This window comes from Caloramator proteoclasticus DSM 10124 (assembly GCF_900129265.1).
Classification (GTDB): domain Bacteria; phylum Bacillota; class Clostridia; order Clostridiales; family Caloramatoraceae; genus Thermobrachium; species Thermobrachium proteoclasticum.
This window is the reverse complement of sequence record NZ_FQVG01000024.1, coordinates 1-17,617: the sequence shown is the minus strand read 5'-3', so window position 1 is coordinate 17,617 and position 17,617 is coordinate 1. Positions and strand designations below refer to the sequence as shown.

Here is a 17,617-nt window from a genome sequence, read left to right as displayed (position 1 = left end):
AAATATAGGCAATACTATAACCGTAGGAATGTATTAAGTTCCTACGGTTTTTATTTTGACATAATCAATAAATAATAAATTAATAAAATTGTGATTTATATCATAGAGAGAATATATGAGGTTGTGATAATGTAAATAAAAAAGAATAGGGAGGAATCTAATATGGTTGAAAAGGTATTTCAATTGACACTTGGAAATGAAAAAATAGTCGAGAGGGTTATTATGGATGAAAATATAAATTATATCCATATGATTTTTAATAAAGATGAGGGACTACCAGAGCACTACTCAAATTCAAATGTTTATATGACAGTTTTAAGAGGAACACTATCGATAGGATTAAACGAACAGGATATACACGAATACAAACAGGGAACAGTATTAAAAATACCTTTTAATACAAAGATGAATGTTGGTAATAAGCACGATGAAGTTTTAGAATTAATTGTTGTAAAGGCCCCAGCACCAACAAAATAATTATATAAAATAGGTCATAGTAATGAATGAAATATTACTATGACCTTTATTTTAGTCAGTATCTTATTAGTAAAATATGAATATATTTTATTAAAGCATAATTTATATTTTAAAAAATAATGTTATACTAAATACATCAACATAAAAAGATTAGGAGGATTCTTATGGAGTACAATTTTGATAAAAAGATAGATAGAAGCAAAAATCATTCGGCAAAATGGAGTGAAATGGATAAGCACTATGGCTCAAATGACCTACTTCCTCTTTGGGTGGCAGATATGGATTTTGAAGTTGCACCTGAAATATATGATGCAATGAAGGAAAAACTCGAACAGAGGATATTTGGTTATGTTTATAGACCAAACTCCTATTACGAAAGTGCTTGTGAATGGACAAAAAGAAGGTATGGATATGAAATACAACCTAATACCTTAATACATTCCCCAGGAGTAATTCCATCTATATCACTTATAATACGTCTTTTCACAAGGGAAAATGAAAAAATATTAATTCAGCCACCAGTATATCAGCCCTTTAGTAGTGTAGTAAAAAAGAATAAAAGAACTCTTGTAACAAATCCACTAAAGCAGGTTGATGGGAGATACATAATAGATTTTGATGACTTTGAAGAAAAGTGTAAAGACCCCGATTTAAAATGGTTTATATTATGTAATCCCCATAATCCTGTTGGAAGAGTTTGGACAAAAGAGGAGCTTACAAGAATTGCTGAAATATGTTTAAAATACAATGTTAGAGTTATTTCAGATGAAATATGGAGAGATATTGTATATAAAAACTATAAGTTTACCCCCTTTGCCTCCATATCTAAAGAGGTTGAAGATATTACTATAACCTGCTTTTCACCAACAAAGACCTTTAATATTGCAGGTTTACAGGCATCCTTTGTACAGTTCCCAAGAAAAGAAGAGTTAGAACTGTTCCAAGAGGAACTTGCAGTTCTTGATATAAGAAGAAATAATGCCTTTAGTCTTGTGGCGATTGAGGCTGCATATACAAAAGGGGAGAGTTGGCTTAATGCGTTAATAGATTATTTAGAGGAGAACTACAATTTCCTTGAAACATACATAAAAGAAAACATTCCAAAGATAAAGATAGTAAGGCCAGAGGGAACCTATATTGTATGGCTTGATTTTAGGGATTTTAAACTTTCAGATAAAGAAATATCAACAATTCTTCAAGAGAAGGCAAAGGTGGCACTTCAGGAGGGACTAATATTTGGAGAAGAAGGGAGGGGGTTTCAAAGAATTAATATCGCTTGTCCAAGATATATACTTAAGGAGGCATTAATAAGAATAAGTAAAGCATTTAATTAATGGAGGTTAAATATGAATGCCTTTTTTGATTCCATTAATAAATTCTTTGAATTCATAGTACCAATCACAGATTTCCTATGGGACTTCCCAACTAACTATAAGTGGTATTCAAACATTCCTGTACTTGGTAAATTTACCTTTGCAATTCTACTTCTAATAGGTTCTGGTATATACTTTACAATTAGAACGGGTTTTGTACAGATTAAGAGGTTTAAAACAGGATTAAAAATACTAACAGAACAAAGAGCAGCCAAAACAGGAATAAGCCCTCTTGCAGCATTCCTTTTAAGTTCTGCTATGCGTATAGGCCCAGGCAACATTATGGGAGTTACAGGTGCGGTATCGGTTGGAGGACCTGGTGCACTATTTTGGATGTGGGTATCAGCCTTCTTTGGTATGTCTCTTGCCTTTGCTGAAGCTGTGCTTGCACAACTCTTTAAAGAGAAGAAGGATAAAGAATACGTTGGAGGTCTTCCCTTCTACGGTATGAAGATATTTGGAAACAGAAGATGGGTTGGAGTATTTTTATCGGTTATATTTATAATATACGCACTGTTTTGTGTTCCAGGTCAAACCTTCCATCTCTTTACAGCATTAGGTTCAGCGGTAGATACATTAACTGGTGTTACCCACGGACGCCAATCAACAGTTTACTATGCAATAGGAATAATATTAACAATATCAGTTATAATTATCGTATTTGGTGGGTTAAGACGTGTTACAAAGGTTACAGATTATTTGGTTCCAATAATGGCTGTTATATATTTTGCAATTGTTATAATAATAGTTTTAGTAAATATAAAGCTAATCCCATACTTCTTTAAAGAGGTTTTTGTTGGAGCCTTTAAAGTAGAGGCTGTTTTCGGTGGAGTTTTTGGAATTGCACTATCTCAAGGTGTAAAGAGGGGGCTTATGTCAAATGAGGCAGGTCAAGGTACAATAACAATGGCAGCAGCAGTATCTGAAAACAAGCACCCAGCAGAACAGGGATTTGTTCAGATTATAGGTGTTTTCCTTGATACAATGGTTATATGCACATTAACAGGATTTTTAGTTGTAATGGCACATCTTTGGACAGGTGAAGCAGGAGTTGCTTGGGAGTCGATTAGAAATTCAAAAATAACAGTTTATATGGAATCTGTAAAATACCTTATTCCAGGAACATCTTTAGATTCTGCTGTTCAAAGTATACTTTCACTATGCTATGCATTATTTGCCTTTACAACATTAATAGGACTAATACTTTTTGCCGAAATATCTGGCAACTTTATAACAAAGAGCAGCAAATTCATAAACTTTATTCGTGCATTAGGAGCCTTCTTCTTTGTTCCATTTGGAGTATTAACTGTTCTTGCAGGTCTTGAACTTGGAAACCTATGGTATATATCTGATTTTGTAAATATAATGGTTGTGTTTGCTAACGTACCAATACTGCTTGTGGCTTCTAAACTTGTGGTAGATACTTTAAAACATTATGAGAAAAATGAAGGTGGAAGGTTTGTTTCAAAGGACATTGGAGTAGAAACAGATGTGTGGAAATAGGCTATTTAAGGTCGCCCATAAATTTGGGCGACCTTTATTGATAAGCATATATAAAATTTTACCTTCTTCTTATTTATTTATATAGTATTTTATGGTAATATTAAATATTATTGTATAAATAAGGAGAGGAGATTTAGATGGAATTTTTACTGCTTAAACTACTTGGAAAATTTAAATTTATATTCAATTATTTAAAGGTGGATTTTGAAACGCTTTATAGAATATTAGAGATTAAATTTAAAAATGATAGGCGTGCAAGAACTTCTCTATATAAAGACTACAAGGTGGAGGGTGAAAGCAAAAAATCTCAAATAATATCCTTTATACTTGGGGTTATTTTATTTGGTTTAGCCCCATCGATAGCCTTTACATTACATAGTATTGAATTAGTTTCTAACCTTTCAATTGCAGTTATAATGATTCTTATATTTTTAAGTCTTGTACACGATTTTAGTACAGTAATACTAAGTACATCCGATAAAAACATATTAGGTGCAATGCCTATAGATATGAATACTTTATCTTCGGTCAGAGGTACATATGTAACTATATATCTAATCTCAATTTTGGTTATGACTATAATATTACCAACTTCAATTGGAACTTATATCTTTGATTATAAATACATAATTGGTATGCTCATAGTAACCCCTTTAATTCTTATGTTTTCACTTTCACTAACTATATTGATATACTCATTGATACTTAAACATTATGACGGTGAAAAACTAAAGGATATAGTAAATTATTTTCAAATAACCTTTCTATTAGGAAGTATTCTTTTCTATCAATTTGGTGCAGATATAATACAACGTTCTTCCAATGTTCTACAAAATTCAAAGGCAATATTTATTCTACCATCCACCTGGTATTCAGGAATATTTAATCTGCTATTAGGAGAATTTAATATAAAACGTTTAATTGCTTTTATATTAGGTAGCTTAGCAACTATTTTGTTTTTTATAATAACACAGAAATATCTATTAGTTGAACTTGAAAAAAATCTATATAAATTTGATATGGGAAATAAGAGCCAGTCTGTAATCAAAAAGGGAAAGTTGGTAGATTTAATAATAAAAGACCCTGTAGAAAAGAGCTCCTACATATTTTCAAAGGCTATGTTTAAAAGAGATAGGATGCTAAAACAGAAGATGATTACAGGACTTTCAACTGCTTTTATATTTGTAGCACCATTGATAAGGGATGTTTTAAGTGGGAAAGAACAAGATATAGTTTCGTGGTTTTTTGCAGTATATGGTATTATTGTATTTTTATCAACACAACCTCAATTTATTGCATACACAAGTAACTTTAAGGCAGCATACATATACGAAGTTTTACCAATAGAAGATGTAGAACCTATTGTAAAGGGAGCTATAAAGGCTGTATTTATAAACTTTATAATGCCTATATTTATATTAGCATTATTGATATTTTCAATTATTTTTAAGCATATAGGTATTTTAGAATACATTGTTGCTATAATAATGATGATATTTATGTGTTTAATTTATGTAAACGATATGGAGATTAAAATGCCCTTTACTGTTGATGTTAAAACTGTGGAAAGTTCAGGAAATGGATGTTTATCGGCTATAAAATATGTAATGATAGCTATCGTTTTTGGTGTAGCTCACGGGTTTATATATAGCCAGTGTAGAGATGTATCAAATATAGATTTAGTTAAGATTTATACATATATTTACTTTGTTTTTATCTTTGCATTAATTGGCACAACAGTCTTTTACTACTTCAAGGCCTTTAAATTTAAAAGAAGGAAGATTTACAAGGGTAAGGTATCAACTGAACATAAAGTATGAAATATATAATATAAAAGCGAGCACTTAGGATAAAATCCTAAGTGCTTCGCTTTATCTATTTTGTATCTTCTGATATACATAAAAAGGAATTCCAATAAGCATTAGTATAAATCCATACATAACAACCTCTGCACCTGTTCCGTAGATAGCATATATCGAATATGCAAAGGCAAGGATTGATATAAAGGAGCTCTTTATGAAGTTTATTAAGTTAAAGTTTTTATCCTTATTTTTAAGAAGCAGTATCTCTGCTGCTGCTGTAAATGAGTATGCAGGTAGGAATGAAAGTGTTGCAAGAAGTAGCATAAAGTTAAAGGCTGAAGTTAAGCTTGATACATAGTTCATAACAAGCAGAATGTTTGCAGCTATACCACTTATTATAAGTGATGCAGAAGGAGTATTATACTTTGAATGAACCTTTGCAAACACCTTTGGGAACATCTTGTCCTCTGCCGCTGCAAAGGAACTTCTTGCAGTGATTAAAATCCAACCTGAAGTTGCACCTAAAGTTGATATAACAGCACCTAAGGCAATAAGTGTTCCACCCCACTTTTGCCCTGTCGCATAGTTTATAATATCAGCAAGCGGTGCATTTGAATTTGCAAGCATATCTTGAGGCATAGCCCCTATTGCAAGTATTGATATAGCAAGATATATTGCAACAGTTATAAGCGTTCCATAAATTGTGCTAAGTTTAATATTTCTTTCAGGATTCTTTATTTCTCCTGCTGGGATTGTTGCACTTTCAAGTCCAACAAAGGACCAAAGAGTTATTGCAATTGCAGCAGGAAGTGTTGAAATACCAGAAACTTCCTTTGAAGAAACAGTGTTGAAGTATGATATATTAAAGTGAGTTAGTGCAATTATTGCAAATACTATTAGAGGCAAAATCTTTAGCACTGTTGTAATCATACTTACTATTCCTGCTTCTTTAACTCCCCTATAGTTTATATAGGTTAAAGTCCAAAGTATCAGTGATGAAGTTAAAAACGCTAATGGTTTACTTTGGCTAAATACGGGGAAGAAATAGGATAGATAATTCATAAATGCAGTAATAATTGCTGCATTTCCAACCCAAGAACCTATCCAGTAGGTCCAAGCAATAAGGAAGGCAGGGAATTCTCCAAACGCCTCTCTTGTATAAACTATAGGTCCACCTGTTTTTGGCATTTTAACTCCAAGGTTTGCAAAACTTAATGCAAGTAGCATAGAACCAAGTGCAGTTATAATCCAAGCAAATATTGATGCTTTTGGGTTAGATGCTGCTGCAAGCCCCTGTGGTGCCATAAATATACCTGAACCTATCATATTTCCAACAACTATAGCAGTTGCAGGAAGTAGTCCTAATTCTCTTTTTAGTTCCTTTTCCACTAACTCCACCTCTTTTATTTGTATTTTTGTTTTAAAAAAGCACAAATAAAACTATACGAATAATTAGAGAAAAAGTCAATAAAAAAAATTATAATTATGCAATGAAATATATAGAAATTATAGAAAATAATTTGGTAATATAACATAAAAAGTATAATTATAGATAAAAATATCTATTGTAATAAAATTTGCCCAATTAAATTCATACAATATTTAGTTGTATTTAAATATTTTAATATAAACAAATGTGTTATAATAATTTAAGAAATTAATGTTTGAGGAGGGAAACTATGGAGAAGTCAAAGGTTTATTTTACAGACTTAAGAACAAGACCAGGATTTAATATGCTTGACAAGCTTGAAAAGCTTGTAAAAGCTGCTGGAATAGAAAATATAGATTTTAAGGAAAAATATGTAGCTATAAAGATACACTTTGGAGAACCAGGAAACCTTGCATACATAAGACCAAACTATGCAGCAAAGATAGTTAAGATAATAAAGGGGCTTGGTGGAAAGCCATTTTTGACAGATGCAAATACCCTATACACAGGAAGAAGACATAATGCCCTTGATCATTTAGATGCTGCCTATGAAAATGGGTTTAATCCACTAACAGTTGGCTGCCAAGTTATAATTGCAGATGGGCTTAAGGGAACAGAGTATAGAGAAGTTGAAGTTAACTTAAAGCATACAAAGGCTGCAAAAATTGGTTCAGCCATTGCAGATGCAGATATTATAATTTCAATGAATCACTTTAAAGGTCACGAGATGACAGGCTTTGGTGGTGCACTTAAGAATTTAGGTATGGGTTCAGGTTCAAGAGGCGGCAAGCTATTTATGCACTCATCATCAAAACCTAAAATAGCAGAGAAAAACTGTGTAGGATGTAGAATGTGTATAAAGAGCTGTGCCCACGATGCAATTTTCTTAAATGAAAACAAGGTGGCAGTTATAGATTATGATAAGTGTGTTGGATGTGGACAGTGTATTGCAGTTTGTCAATTTAACGCTGCACAGGTTAACTGGGATGAGGCAGCATCTATTGCAAGTGAAAAGATAGCAGAATACACAATGGCAGTTATAAAGGATAAACCACATTTTCATATAAACTTCATTATGGATGTTTCCCCAAACTGTGACTGCTGGTCTAATAACGATATGCCTATTGTTCCCAACATAGGTATAGCAGCATCCTTTGACCCTGTTGCACTTGATAAGGCTTGTGTTGATATGGTAAATAGTGCACCAGCAATTACAGGATCTGCAATTCACGACCATAACGATTGCGACTGCCATATTGAAGATAAGTTTACAGCAATTCACGGAAAAACAGATTGGAGAGTATGTCTTGAGCACGCACAAAATATAGGAATAGGTAGTATGGAGTACGAACTAATTAAAGTGTGAGTTTTAGGGGGAACTGTTATGGCAAAGACTACTGACATAACTTTAAGAAATAAGATTATTTATTCTGTATATGTAAGAAATCACGGTAAAAATGGAACTTTTAAGGATGTGGAAGAGGATTTAGAAAGGATAAAATCCTTAGGAACAGATATAATTTGGTTTATGCCTATTCATCCAATTGGGGTTAAAAACAAAAAGGGAAGTTTGGGCTGCCCATACGCAATTAAGGATTATAGGGCTATAAACCCTGAATATGGAACGCTTGAGGACTTTAAAAGATTAGTAGACAAGATACACAGATTAGGTATGAAGGTTATGATAGATGTTGTTTACAATCACACATCACCGGATTCATACCTTGTAGAAAACCATCCTGAGTTTTTCTATAGAAAAAGGGATGGAAAAATGGGAAATAAGGTAGGAGACTGGACAGATATTGTTGATTTAGACTATAACAATAGAGAACTTTGGGACTATCAAATAGAAACATTAAAATACTGGGCAAGTTTAGGTGTAGATGGATTTAGATGTGACGTTGCACCACTTATCCCACTTGAGTTTTGGCTAAAGGCAAGGGAAGAGGTAGCAAAGGTTAAAGAGGATGTAATATGGCTTGCAGAGAGTGTTCATTTAAGTTTTATTTTGGCAATGAGGGAGAATGGATTTGTTGGGCTTTCAGATAGTGAAGTTTATCAAGCCTTTGATATATGTTATGACTACGATGTAAATGATGTATATGTAGGATATTTTAAGGGTGAAAACACCTTAAGGGATTACATAAATAGGGTAAAGCTTCAGGAGGCTATATATCCAAACAACTATGTAAAGCTTAGATTTTTAGAGAATCACGATCAGCCAAGAGCAAAGAAGTTAATACCAGATGAGACAAAGCTTAAGATATGGACAGCATTTTTATACTTTCAAAAGGGTGCAACCTTAATCTATGCAGGACAAGAGGCACAGGATGATAATACCCCAAGCCTATTTGATATAGATAAGGTAAACTGGAGTGGTATGAAGCAAGAATTTGTTGAATATATGAAGGCTCTTGCTAATATAAAAAAGAAGGAGATTATGGCAAAGGGATTTTACCAAATAGATTGTGATGTTAACAATGTTATAGTTGCATCATATAAAATGGGAGATGAAAAATTAGTTGGTATATTCAACGTTGAGCTAAATAAGGGATTTGTAAAGGTTGATTTAGAAGATGGTATATATAAAAATCTTATTGATGGAGAAGATGTTGTTGTTAAGGACGGTAAAGTGGAACTAAAGGATAGGGCAATAATCATATGAGTGCCACCAAGAGCTCCGAAAAAATGATACCTTAAAAATTGTCACCACTATATATAGTGAATAAAAGATAATATGCGCAACTATATATAGTATGTTTTTAAAAATAATTTGATTTTTTCGGAGGTCTCCCACCCAAGTGAAATGTGACATTTTCCATATGAAGTAATTTTTTTAAAAATTTATTGCAAAAAAATATTAAGCAAGTGGTATGGGAGTTATACCACTTGCTTATTTAATTACGAAAGTTATGCATTAGATGTTTTGTTTATAAATCTTGATAAAATTATTCCTATTATTATTAAAATTAGTATTGGGTATGATACAAATCTATAACTTCCAAACAAGTCTTTAGCAAGTCCAGAGGTTAAGTTTCCAAGTATAGCACCGATTCCATAGGCAGTAAACACAATTCCGTAGTTTTCACTATAATATTTAGGACCAAAAAACTTAGAAGTTAAAGTTGGTGCTATGGATAGCCATCCGCCAAAATTCATCCAAAATATTATAAAGGATAAGACAAATAACAATATGCTTCCTTTATTAAAAAATAGTATTGAAAGTGAAGCAAAGAAAATGAGTGTATAGGATAGTAATATAACTTTGGAAGCACCAAGTTTATCTGATAAATATCCAAATAATGGTCTACCTATACCATTAAAAATAGAAAATAATGAAACATAGAGGGCCATAGTGGTTGATGGAATACCCACTACATCTTCCCCCATAGGTCCAGTAATACCAATTATCATAAGTCCCACAAAAGTTGCTATTGCAAAACATATCCATAAAATATAAAATCTATAGTTTTTTAGCATTTCCTTAGGAGATAAGGAATAAAAGCCTTCAGAATTAATGTTTATATTTTCATTGGGGAATTTAAATGGTAGTGATAAAATTATCAATATTATTAAGAATATAATTCCCAATATCTTGAAGGTTGTAAATACACCATATATATCTATTAGCTTTTTGGCAATTGGGGCAGTAACAAAGGGTGACATTCCAAAACCGGACAAAAGAATACCAAGTGATAGTCCCTTTTTATCAGGGAACCATTTTGAGACAACTCCTATTGGAACACCATATGCAATTCCAACACCACTTCCTGCTATAACTCCATATGTAACTGTGAGCATAAATATATTTTTGCTATAGGCTGAACCAAGCCAACCAAGGCCAACAAGTAGGCTACCTATAATTAAAACAATTTTAGGTGAATATTTAGAAATAAGCTTTCCACCTAAAGGCATTAGGAAGGCATAAAACGCCAAAAAAGTCATAAAAGGTAGACTGCTTTGGGTTGAGTTTAAGCCTAAAGCCTTCTCTAAGGGTTTTCTAAAAATACTCCAAGAATAAACAGTACCAAGGCATATAAATATAAGTATTCCTAAAATAACATATAGCCAACGAATTTTGTTTTTCATAGACACCTTCCTTTACATAAGAATTTATATAGATATAATAACAAAAATATTTAATATGTCCAGCCTAATAAAGCAAGTATTTGTTTTATGGATGAGGTTTTATGTTAAGAATTGAAGAATAAAATAACTCCATTAATTATTTATGTAATTAATGGAGTTTATATACTATTTATTAATATTAAACTAAATATCAGTTAAGCCAGTGCATTAACATTACTACCTATATTCACATATTCAGTAATATAGGCTGTAACACCTACAAATTGTATTCCTTGAGGCTGAAGATAAAATATACTTCCAACCTGCTTTAATTCGGGTGAATTTGATTTAATTATGTTTGCCATCATACAGCTACTTGCATTAAAAGTATTTGATATATTTTGTATCATAATATCACCACTACCAATAGTTTTAATTTAAGTATAGCAAAAATGTGTCATAAAGAAAAGAAGTTTTATAGTGCCACATAGGTGAATGATGGTATTTTTAAAATATTGTAAAAAGGCAGTGGGAATCACAGCCTTTAGTTTATAAAAATTAAATCCATAATATCAATAATTAAACAATTCGTTACACTATCTTGGTTGTCCAAGTTTCACAGTTCCAAACATCAGTCACAATATCTCGATAAAACTCTGGTTCGTGGCATATTAAAAGTATACTTCCCTTATATTCCTTAAGTGCACGTTTAAGTTCTTCTTTAGCATCAACATCTAAGTGGTTTGTTGGCTCGTCTAAAACTAAGAAGTTTGTTTCTTTATTTATTAGCTTACACAGCCTTACCTTAGCCTGTTCTCCTCCACTTAGAACACAGACCTTGCTTTCAATCTGTTTTGTTGTAAGCCCACATTTAGCAAGGGCAGCTCTTATTTCGTATTGCGTAAATGAAGGAAACTCATTCCATACCTCATTTATACAAGTATTATAGTTGTTTTCCTTTATCTCCTGTTCAAAATATCCAATATATAGATAATCCCCAAGTTGAACTTCACCAGATAAAGGCCTAATTTCACCTAATATACTTTTTAAAAGAGTTGTTTTACCAAGTCCGTTTGCTCCAACTAATGCTATCTTTTGCCCTCTTTCCATTCTAAGGTTAAGTGGCTTTGAAAGAGGAGTATCGTATCCTATTACTAAATCCCTTGTTTCAAATAGAACTTTTCCAGACGCTCTTGCCTCTTTAAAATTAAATTCAGGTTTTGGTTTTTCTTTGACAAGTTCTATTATCTCCATCTTTTCAAGTTTCTTTTGTCTTGACATAGCCATATTTCTTGTGGCAACTCTTGCCTTGTTTCTTGCTATGAAGTCTTTAAGTTCTGCTATTTCCTGCTGCTGCTTTTTATATGCAGCTTCAAGCTGCTGCTTTTTTGCCTCATATACTCTAACAAAATCGTCGTAGTTTCCAACATATCTATTTAGCTGTTTGTTTTCCATATGATATATAAGATTAACAACACTATTTAAAAATGGTACATCGTGGCTTATTAGTATAAATGCATTTTCATATTCCTGAAGGTATTTTTTTAGCCACTCTATATGCTGTTCATCAAGATAGTTTGTAGGCTCATCCAGCAGAAGTATATCAGGCTTTTCAAGAAGAAGTTTTGCAAGTAAAACCTTTGTTCTTTGTCCACCACTCAAATCATTAACGTCTCTATCAAGCCCAATATCAGTAAGTCCAAGTCCCCTTGCAATTTCCTCAACCTTTGCGTCAATTATATAAAAGTCGTTATGGGTTAAAATATCTTGAATAGTTCCCATATCCTCAAGAAGACTTTCCATTTCATCAGGACTTACTTCTGCAAGTTTTTCACATATCTCATTATATTCCCTTTCAAGTTCAAATAGATAATTAAAGGCAGATTTTAATACATCACGAATAGTTTGTCCCTTTTGAAGAACTGTGTGCTGGTCAAGGTATCCAACACGAGCTCTTTTTGCCCATTCAATAGTACCTTCATCAGGCTCTAATCTTCCTGTAATAATATTCATAAAAGTAGATTTTCCCTCTCCGTTTGCACCAATAAGTCCAATGTGTTCGCCATTTAATAGTCTAAATGATACATCTTCAAATATTGCCCTGTCTCCAAAACCGTGGCTTAAGTTTTTAACAGTTAAAATACTCATTTTTGGCTCCCTTTCCTTTTAAATTTCACACATAACAAGCAATATTATAATATAGATTTGTTAATAAAAAAAGAAGAGTTTTAAGGAAATAAAAATTCCTTAAAACTCTAATAGATTTACACCTTCAATTAATATTAAGTTTTTATTGTCCTTTGCATACTGGATAACTTTATCAGTAAAACCACTCTTAGAGCATAGTAAATAGTATTTTTTTTCAAAATTAAACATAGCTGTTTTTTCTATAAGGCTATTTAAAATATTAATATCTACCTTTTCATTTTTCCATTTACATTCACCAAATATAATATTGTCTTTATTTAGTGCAACTATATCTATTTCTTCTTCTTTTTTCTTTGATGGGTTATTGCCCCACCACTTTCCTATATTTTCAAATATAAATGGAAGTTTCTTTTGCTTATTCAATGTCCTTAAATAATTTAAGCAAATTTCTTCATATATTGGGCCTAAATATTCATTTAAATAAGGTTTGATTTTTTCTTCAATAACGATGTCAAGCATATCTTGTTCTATCAAAGTTTTGTTATCAAATACAAATTTGAACCAAAATTTAAAGAAATTATCTTTTATCCTATATATACTTTTTCTGCTTCTACCATTTATTTCGATTGGAGATAGTTTTTCTATTATTCTTAAATCTATTAAAGTTGAAAGATACTTAGAGCATTTGTCGGACTCAACTCCAATTTTAGTAGATATTTCATTTAATTTACTTGAACCATTGGCAATTGCTTCGATAATAGAGTTATAAAGAGCAGGTTCTCTAACTTCTTGTTTTAATAGCATTTTAGGTTCTTCATATAGATAGGAGGTTTTATTTAAAATTTTTCTTTTTACATTTTCAAGAACAGGTATGGTGTCTTTAAAATTAGATAGATAATGAGGTATACCATCTAATATACCGTATGTTAAAACTTGTTCTTCAAAGTTATAATTAGGGAAAAATTTTATGCTATCAAAAAAATCAAATGGTTCCACAATTATTTGTGCAGTTCTTCTTCCATACAAAGGACTTTTATGGCTTAAAACTTCCTTTTCTATAAAACTCATGGATGAACCACAAATAATTATGAACAATTTAGTGTCTTTTAAGTGGTGATCTATTAAATTTTGAAGAAGGGAAGGTATGCTTTTATTTGAATTAACTATATAAGGGAATTCATCAATAACTAAAACCAGCCTTTTATCTTTAGCTTGTTTAGCTAAGAATAAAAATGCTTTTTCCCAAGAGTCAAATTTTGATATAACTTCATTTAAACCAAAATATGTTAGTATTTTTTCGGAAAATGATTCAAGAGCAATTTTATCATTATATTCTTCTGCAACAAAAAATATAGATGGTTTATTTTTGCAAAATTCAGTTAAGAGAGTAGTCTTACCAACTCTACGTCTTCCATACATTACAACAAAATGGAAAGTATCTTCATTGTATAGATTATCTAATGTAGATAATTCAAATTCACGACCTATGAACATAGATACCACCTACTAACTCATAAGTTACTAACTCATAAGTTACTAACTTTAGAGTTAGTAACTTATGAGTTAGTAATATTTTATAACATAAATAAAGAAAAATCAATATATATAAGGTAAAAGGCAGAGTATTTATCCTCTGCCTTAAAAATTATCTGCTAAAACCTCAAAGTAGCCTTGTGGATGTGCACAAGCAGGACAAGCATCTGGTGCCTCTTCTCCTTCGTGTATATATCCACAGTTTAGGCATTTCCATTTAACAGGTTGAGACTTCTTAAATACTTCTCCATTTTCTAAATTGGAAAGTAGCTTTCTATATCTTTCTTCGTGGTGCTTTTCAACTTCGGCTATTTTTCTAAAAACAGTTGCAACCTCTGGGAAGCCTTCTTCGTCAGCAACTCTTGCAAACTCAGGATAAAGTTCTGACCATTCTTCATTTTCACCATTTGCAGCATACTTTAAATTTGCCTTTGTATCAGAAAGTCCAACAGGATAGCCTGCATTTATTTCAACGGTTTCTCCTTCAAGGCTTGTATTTAGGAATTTAAAAAATCTTTTAGCGTGTTCCTTTTCATTTTCTGCTGTTTCCATAAATATGTTTGATATTTGAACATATCCTTCCTTTTTAGCAACAGATGCATAGTATGTATATCTGTTTCTTGCCTGTGATTCTCCGGCAAAGGCCTTCATAAGATTTTCTGCGGTTTTTGTTCCTTTAAGAGATTTCATAAACCCCACCTCCATTAGTTTTAAAACATTTTATCATAATTTTCAAACAAATTCAATGTGGAATATAATTGTTTATTGAAAATAAATAGCTGAATAAAAAAATTTAAAAATTTATAATTTAATATTGAAAAGGAGAATTAACTATATTATAATTTAATTAAATAATCAAATATTCATTTAGAATAAGGATGTGATGAAATGTGGACATATAGCTTATATGGAATTACTATTGTCCTATTACTTATTTCGTATAAAAATGACAAGAAAAAAACAAATTTGAATTATCATCACTTGGAACAAAGTTTGCTCTAACAAGGCTACTTATTGATATACCAGGGATAATAATAATAGCTGTAATTATATCTAAACTTGTAAACAAGAGGGAGATTGAGGAGATATATAGAAATGCTGAAAAGCTTTAAGAAGGAGGGGATTAATCCCCCTAAATTTATGCTAATAAAACATATAAAAAAATATAAATATATTTTTATTAGCAATTGACAAAAATGTATTTTTGTTTTATTATTAAATTAGAAAATGCTAATATATAAAAAGGAGGTAATTATATGTTTACTTGGGTGCAAAAATTTGCAGATTGGTTTGTATATGATCTGCTTAAAATATCTAAAGCGTCTAAATTTGGTGACGCATTAAACTTCTTTGTGTTTGACACAATAAAAATATTTATATTGCTTCTTATGATAATATATGCAATAACATTTATCAGAAGCTTTTTCCCACCAGAGAAGACAAGAAAAATACTTGCAGAAAAGAAGGGCAGTACATTCATAGGACATATTCTTGCTGCATTACTTGGAATTGTTACTCCATTTTGCTCATGTTCTGCAGTACCATTATTTATAGGTTTTGTTGAAGCAGGAGTTCCATTAGGAGTTACATTCTCTTATTTAATTGCAGCACCAATGGTAAATGAAGTTGCACTTGGACTATTATATGGTCTTTTTGGATTAAGGGTAGCACTTATTTATATAATTTCAGGTGAGATTATTGCTATAGTAAGTGGTATTATAATAGGAAAACTTGGATTAGAAAAATATGTTGAAGACTATGTATATGAAATAAAAGTAAACGCAGATGATGTTGAAATACCAAATCCAACATTAAATGAAAGATTAAGAGATTCATGGGAATTTACTAAAGACTTAATAAAGAAGATTTATTTATATGTATTAATAGGTATAGCAATAGGTGGTTTCATGCATGGATGGATACCTACAGGTGCACTAGCAAAATATGCAGGTAAAGATAATCCATTTGCAGTATTTGTAGGAGTTGCGTTTGGTATTCCACTATATTCAAATGCGGCAGGCGTAATTCCACTAGTTAGTGAATTAACTCGTGCAGGAGTTGCAATGGGAACAGCGCTTTCATTTATGATGGCAGTAACAGCACTATCTGTTCCAGAAATGATTCTTTTAAGAAGAGTTTTAAAACCAAAATTACTTGCTATATTTATAGCTATAGTTGGTATAGGAATTGTATTTACAGGATATTTATTTAATATGATACTATAAAACAAGGTTGTGGCTATGCCACAACCTTATTTCTTCCTGTATTTTTTGCAGTATAAAGATTTTTATCAGCCTTTTCAATTACATCTATGTAGTTACTTTCTCCTGAAACTTCATATACTCCAAAACTTGAGGTTATTTTTATATTAAAGTCATTATATTCAATAACAGCCTCTTCTACTTTTTTTCTTATTCTTTCAGCAATTTCAACAGCTTTATCTTTATCAGCACCATTTAATACAACTAAAAATTCCTCTCCACCGTACCTTGCAACCCAATCATTTTTTCTTATACTTTGTTGGAGAATAGAGGCAAATTGCTTTAAAACTTCATCACCTGCTAAATGACCGTAGGCGTCATTTACCTTTTTAAAGAAATCAATATCGCACATAATGATTGACATAGGAAGATTGTCGGAGGTTGATTTTAAGATATCAACAGGGAGCCTGTCCTCTATAAATCTCCTATTGTAAACATTAGTTAGAGCATCTTTAACTATAAGCTCATTGAGACTATTTATTTTTGAATAGATTTCTGTACTGCTTAAGCCATCTATATCCTCAATGATACTTGTATCTGTTGCATCCTTTAAAAACTCCACAACGACTTTTCCAGCATCTGTAACAATGGCGGTGGCAGTTATTATATAAATTTTTTCTCCATTATACTCAATTTTAATAAATGTTTCATCTTTATTATATGCTCGCATAGATACACAGTTAGAGCACATTTTATTTTGGTTCCAAAAATCGTAGCAGGAACCTTCTTCCTCAAAGGATTCATTATCTTTAGAAAAAAAGTAGTAAACCTTCTTTTTAATAGGCTCAATTATTCTTATTGCATCATATATGTTAGTAAAAAATTCTATCTTATCTAAAAGATTTTCTAAATCTAAAGCTTTTCCCATTCCATACCCTCCAATAAATTTGATTATAAATATTATACAATAAAAATTTGAATATTTAAACCTGAATTATTCATGGAATTTATTTAAAAGAGTTCTATAGCCCATATTAACTTAATTTTTTACTAAACTGCATTTCACTTAAAAAGTGAAATAAA

Annotated in this window: 14 protein-coding genes; 7 read left to right on the top strand and 7 right to left on the bottom strand. The window is 31.4% G+C overall.

Annotated features, from left to right (window positions below; genetic code table 11):
• The first annotated feature begins 162 nt into the window (after positions 1–162).
• The 4 genes from BUB63_RS06905 to BUB63_RS06890 all read left to right on the top strand — a co-directional run bounded on the left by BUB63_RS06905 (position 163) and on the right by BUB63_RS06890 (position 5,173).
• On the top strand, positions 163–477 hold the full coding sequence (locus BUB63_RS06905; protein WP_073248687.1) for a cupin domain-containing protein: 315 nt from the start codon (positions 163–165) through the stop codon (positions 475–477).
• A 164-nt stretch (positions 478–641) separates the two neighbouring features.
• Positions 642–1,811, top strand: a complete 1,170-nt coding sequence (locus tag BUB63_RS06900; RefSeq protein WP_073248685.1) for a MalY/PatB family protein — start codon at positions 642–644, stop codon at positions 1,809–1,811.
• 12 nt (positions 1,812–1,823) lie between these two features.
• Positions 1,824–3,353 (top strand): alanine/glycine:cation symporter family protein, encoded by a 1,530-nt coding sequence (locus tag BUB63_RS06895; protein WP_073248683.1) that lies wholly within the window; start codon positions 1,824–1,826, stop codon positions 3,351–3,353.
• 137 nt (positions 3,354–3,490) lie between these two features.
• The gene (locus BUB63_RS06890) at positions 3,491–5,173 is read left to right on the top strand and encodes a hypothetical protein (RefSeq protein WP_073248681.1); all 1,683 of its coding nucleotides are present in this window, start codon (positions 3,491–3,493) and stop codon (positions 5,171–5,173) included.
• A 51-nt stretch (positions 5,174–5,224) separates the two neighbouring features.
• On the opposite strand, the gene BUB63_RS06885 is transcribed toward BUB63_RS06890, so the two are convergent.
• Positions 5,225–6,544, bottom strand: a complete 1,320-nt coding sequence (locus BUB63_RS06885) for an amino acid permease (RefSeq protein WP_073248679.1) — start codon at positions 6,542–6,544, stop codon at positions 5,225–5,227.
• 290 nt (positions 6,545–6,834) lie between these two features.
• On the opposite strand from BUB63_RS06885, the gene BUB63_RS06880 reads away from it, so the two are divergent.
• Together BUB63_RS06880 and BUB63_RS06875 are read left to right on the top strand one after the other, a co-directional pair.
• Positions 6,835–7,950, top strand: a complete 1,116-nt coding sequence (locus BUB63_RS06880; RefSeq protein ID WP_073248677.1) for a DUF362 domain-containing protein — start codon at positions 6,835–6,837, stop codon at positions 7,948–7,950.
• Between the two features lie 18 nt (positions 7,951–7,968).
• Positions 7,969–9,249: an alpha-amylase family glycosyl hydrolase gene (locus BUB63_RS06875; protein ID WP_073248675.1), complete on the top strand. Its 1,281-nt coding sequence runs from the start codon at positions 7,969–7,971 to the stop codon at positions 9,247–9,249.
• Positions 9,250–9,494: 245 nt separating this feature from the next.
• Here BUB63_RS06875 and BUB63_RS06870 read toward each other — a convergent pair whose 3' ends face one another.
• The 5 genes from BUB63_RS06870 to rbr form a co-directional block, all read right to left on the bottom strand.
• Positions 9,495–10,673 (bottom strand): L-lactate MFS transporter, encoded by a 1,179-nt coding sequence (locus BUB63_RS06870; protein WP_073248673.1) that lies wholly within the window; start codon positions 10,671–10,673, stop codon positions 9,495–9,497.
• 194 nt (positions 10,674–10,867) lie between these two features.
• On the bottom strand, positions 10,868–11,062 hold the full coding sequence (locus BUB63_RS06865) for a hypothetical protein (RefSeq protein ID WP_027309210.1): 195 nt from the start codon (positions 11,060–11,062) through the stop codon (positions 10,868–10,870).
• Between the two features lie 181 nt (positions 11,063–11,243).
• Positions 11,244–12,800, bottom strand: a complete 1,557-nt coding sequence (locus BUB63_RS06860; RefSeq protein WP_073248671.1) for an ABC-F family ATP-binding cassette domain-containing protein — start codon at positions 12,798–12,800, stop codon at positions 11,244–11,246.
• 99 nt (positions 12,801–12,899) lie between these two features.
• Entirely contained in the window at positions 12,900–14,294 is a 1,395-nt protein-coding gene (locus BUB63_RS06855; protein ID WP_073248669.1) for an AAA family ATPase, read from the bottom strand.
• A 144-nt stretch (positions 14,295–14,438) separates the two neighbouring features.
• Positions 14,439–15,023: a rubrerythrin gene (gene rbr / locus BUB63_RS06850; protein WP_027309207.1), complete on the bottom strand. Its 585-nt coding sequence runs from the start codon at positions 15,021–15,023 to the stop codon at positions 14,439–14,441.
• A gap of 566 nt (positions 15,024–15,589) precedes the next feature.
• Here rbr and BUB63_RS06845 point away from each other — a divergent pair.
• Positions 15,590–16,558, top strand: coding sequence for a permease (locus BUB63_RS06845; RefSeq protein ID WP_073248667.1), 969 nt, complete (start codon positions 15,590–15,592; stop codon positions 16,556–16,558).
• A gap of 13 nt (positions 16,559–16,571) precedes the next feature.
• On the opposite strand, the gene BUB63_RS06840 is transcribed toward BUB63_RS06845, so the two are convergent.
• Positions 16,572–17,462: a GGDEF domain-containing protein gene (locus BUB63_RS06840; protein ID WP_073248665.1), complete on the bottom strand. Its 891-nt coding sequence runs from the start codon at positions 17,460–17,462 to the stop codon at positions 16,572–16,574.
• Between the last annotated feature and the right edge of the window lie 155 nt (positions 17,463–17,617).

Bases quoted from the DNA above. Each gene is read 5' to 3' on its own strand.
- BUB63_RS06905 (WP_073248687.1), top strand. From the start codon at position 163: ATGGTTGAAAAGGTATTTCAATTGACACTTGGAAATGAAAAAATAGTC.
- BUB63_RS06900 (WP_073248685.1), top strand. From the start codon at position 642: ATGGAGTACAATTTTGATAAAAAGATAGATAGAAGCAAAAATCATTCG.
- BUB63_RS06895 (WP_073248683.1), top strand. From the start codon at position 1,824: ATGAATGCCTTTTTTGATTCCATTAATAAATTCTTTGAATTCATAGTA.
- BUB63_RS06890 (WP_073248681.1), top strand. From the start codon at position 3,491: ATGGAATTTTTACTGCTTAAACTACTTGGAAAATTTAAATTTATATTC.
- BUB63_RS06880 (WP_073248677.1), top strand. From the start codon at position 6,835: ATGGAGAAGTCAAAGGTTTATTTTACAGACTTAAGAACAAGACCAGGA.
- BUB63_RS06875 (WP_073248675.1), top strand. From the start codon at position 7,969: ATGGCAAAGACTACTGACATAACTTTAAGAAATAAGATTATTTATTCT.
- BUB63_RS06870 (WP_073248673.1), bottom strand. From the start codon at position 10,673: ATGAAAAACAAAATTCGTTGGCTATATGTTATTTTAGGAATACTTATA.
- BUB63_RS06865 (WP_027309210.1), bottom strand. From the start codon at position 11,062: ATGATACAAAATATATCAAATACTTTTAATGCAAGTAGCTGTATGATG.
- BUB63_RS06860 (WP_073248671.1), bottom strand. From the start codon at position 12,800: ATGAGTATTTTAACTGTTAAAAACTTAAGCCACGGTTTTGGAGACAGG.
- BUB63_RS06855 (WP_073248669.1), bottom strand. From the start codon at position 14,294: ATGTTCATAGGTCGTGAATTTGAATTATCTACATTAGATAATCTATAC.
- rbr (WP_027309207.1), bottom strand. From the start codon at position 15,023: ATGAAATCTCTTAAAGGAACAAAAACCGCAGAAAATCTTATGAAGGCC.
- BUB63_RS06845 (WP_073248667.1), top strand. From the start codon at position 15,590: ATGTTTACTTGGGTGCAAAAATTTGCAGATTGGTTTGTATATGATCTG.
- BUB63_RS06840 (WP_073248665.1), bottom strand. From the start codon at position 17,462: ATGGGAAAAGCTTTAGATTTAGAAAATCTTTTAGATAAGATAGAATTT.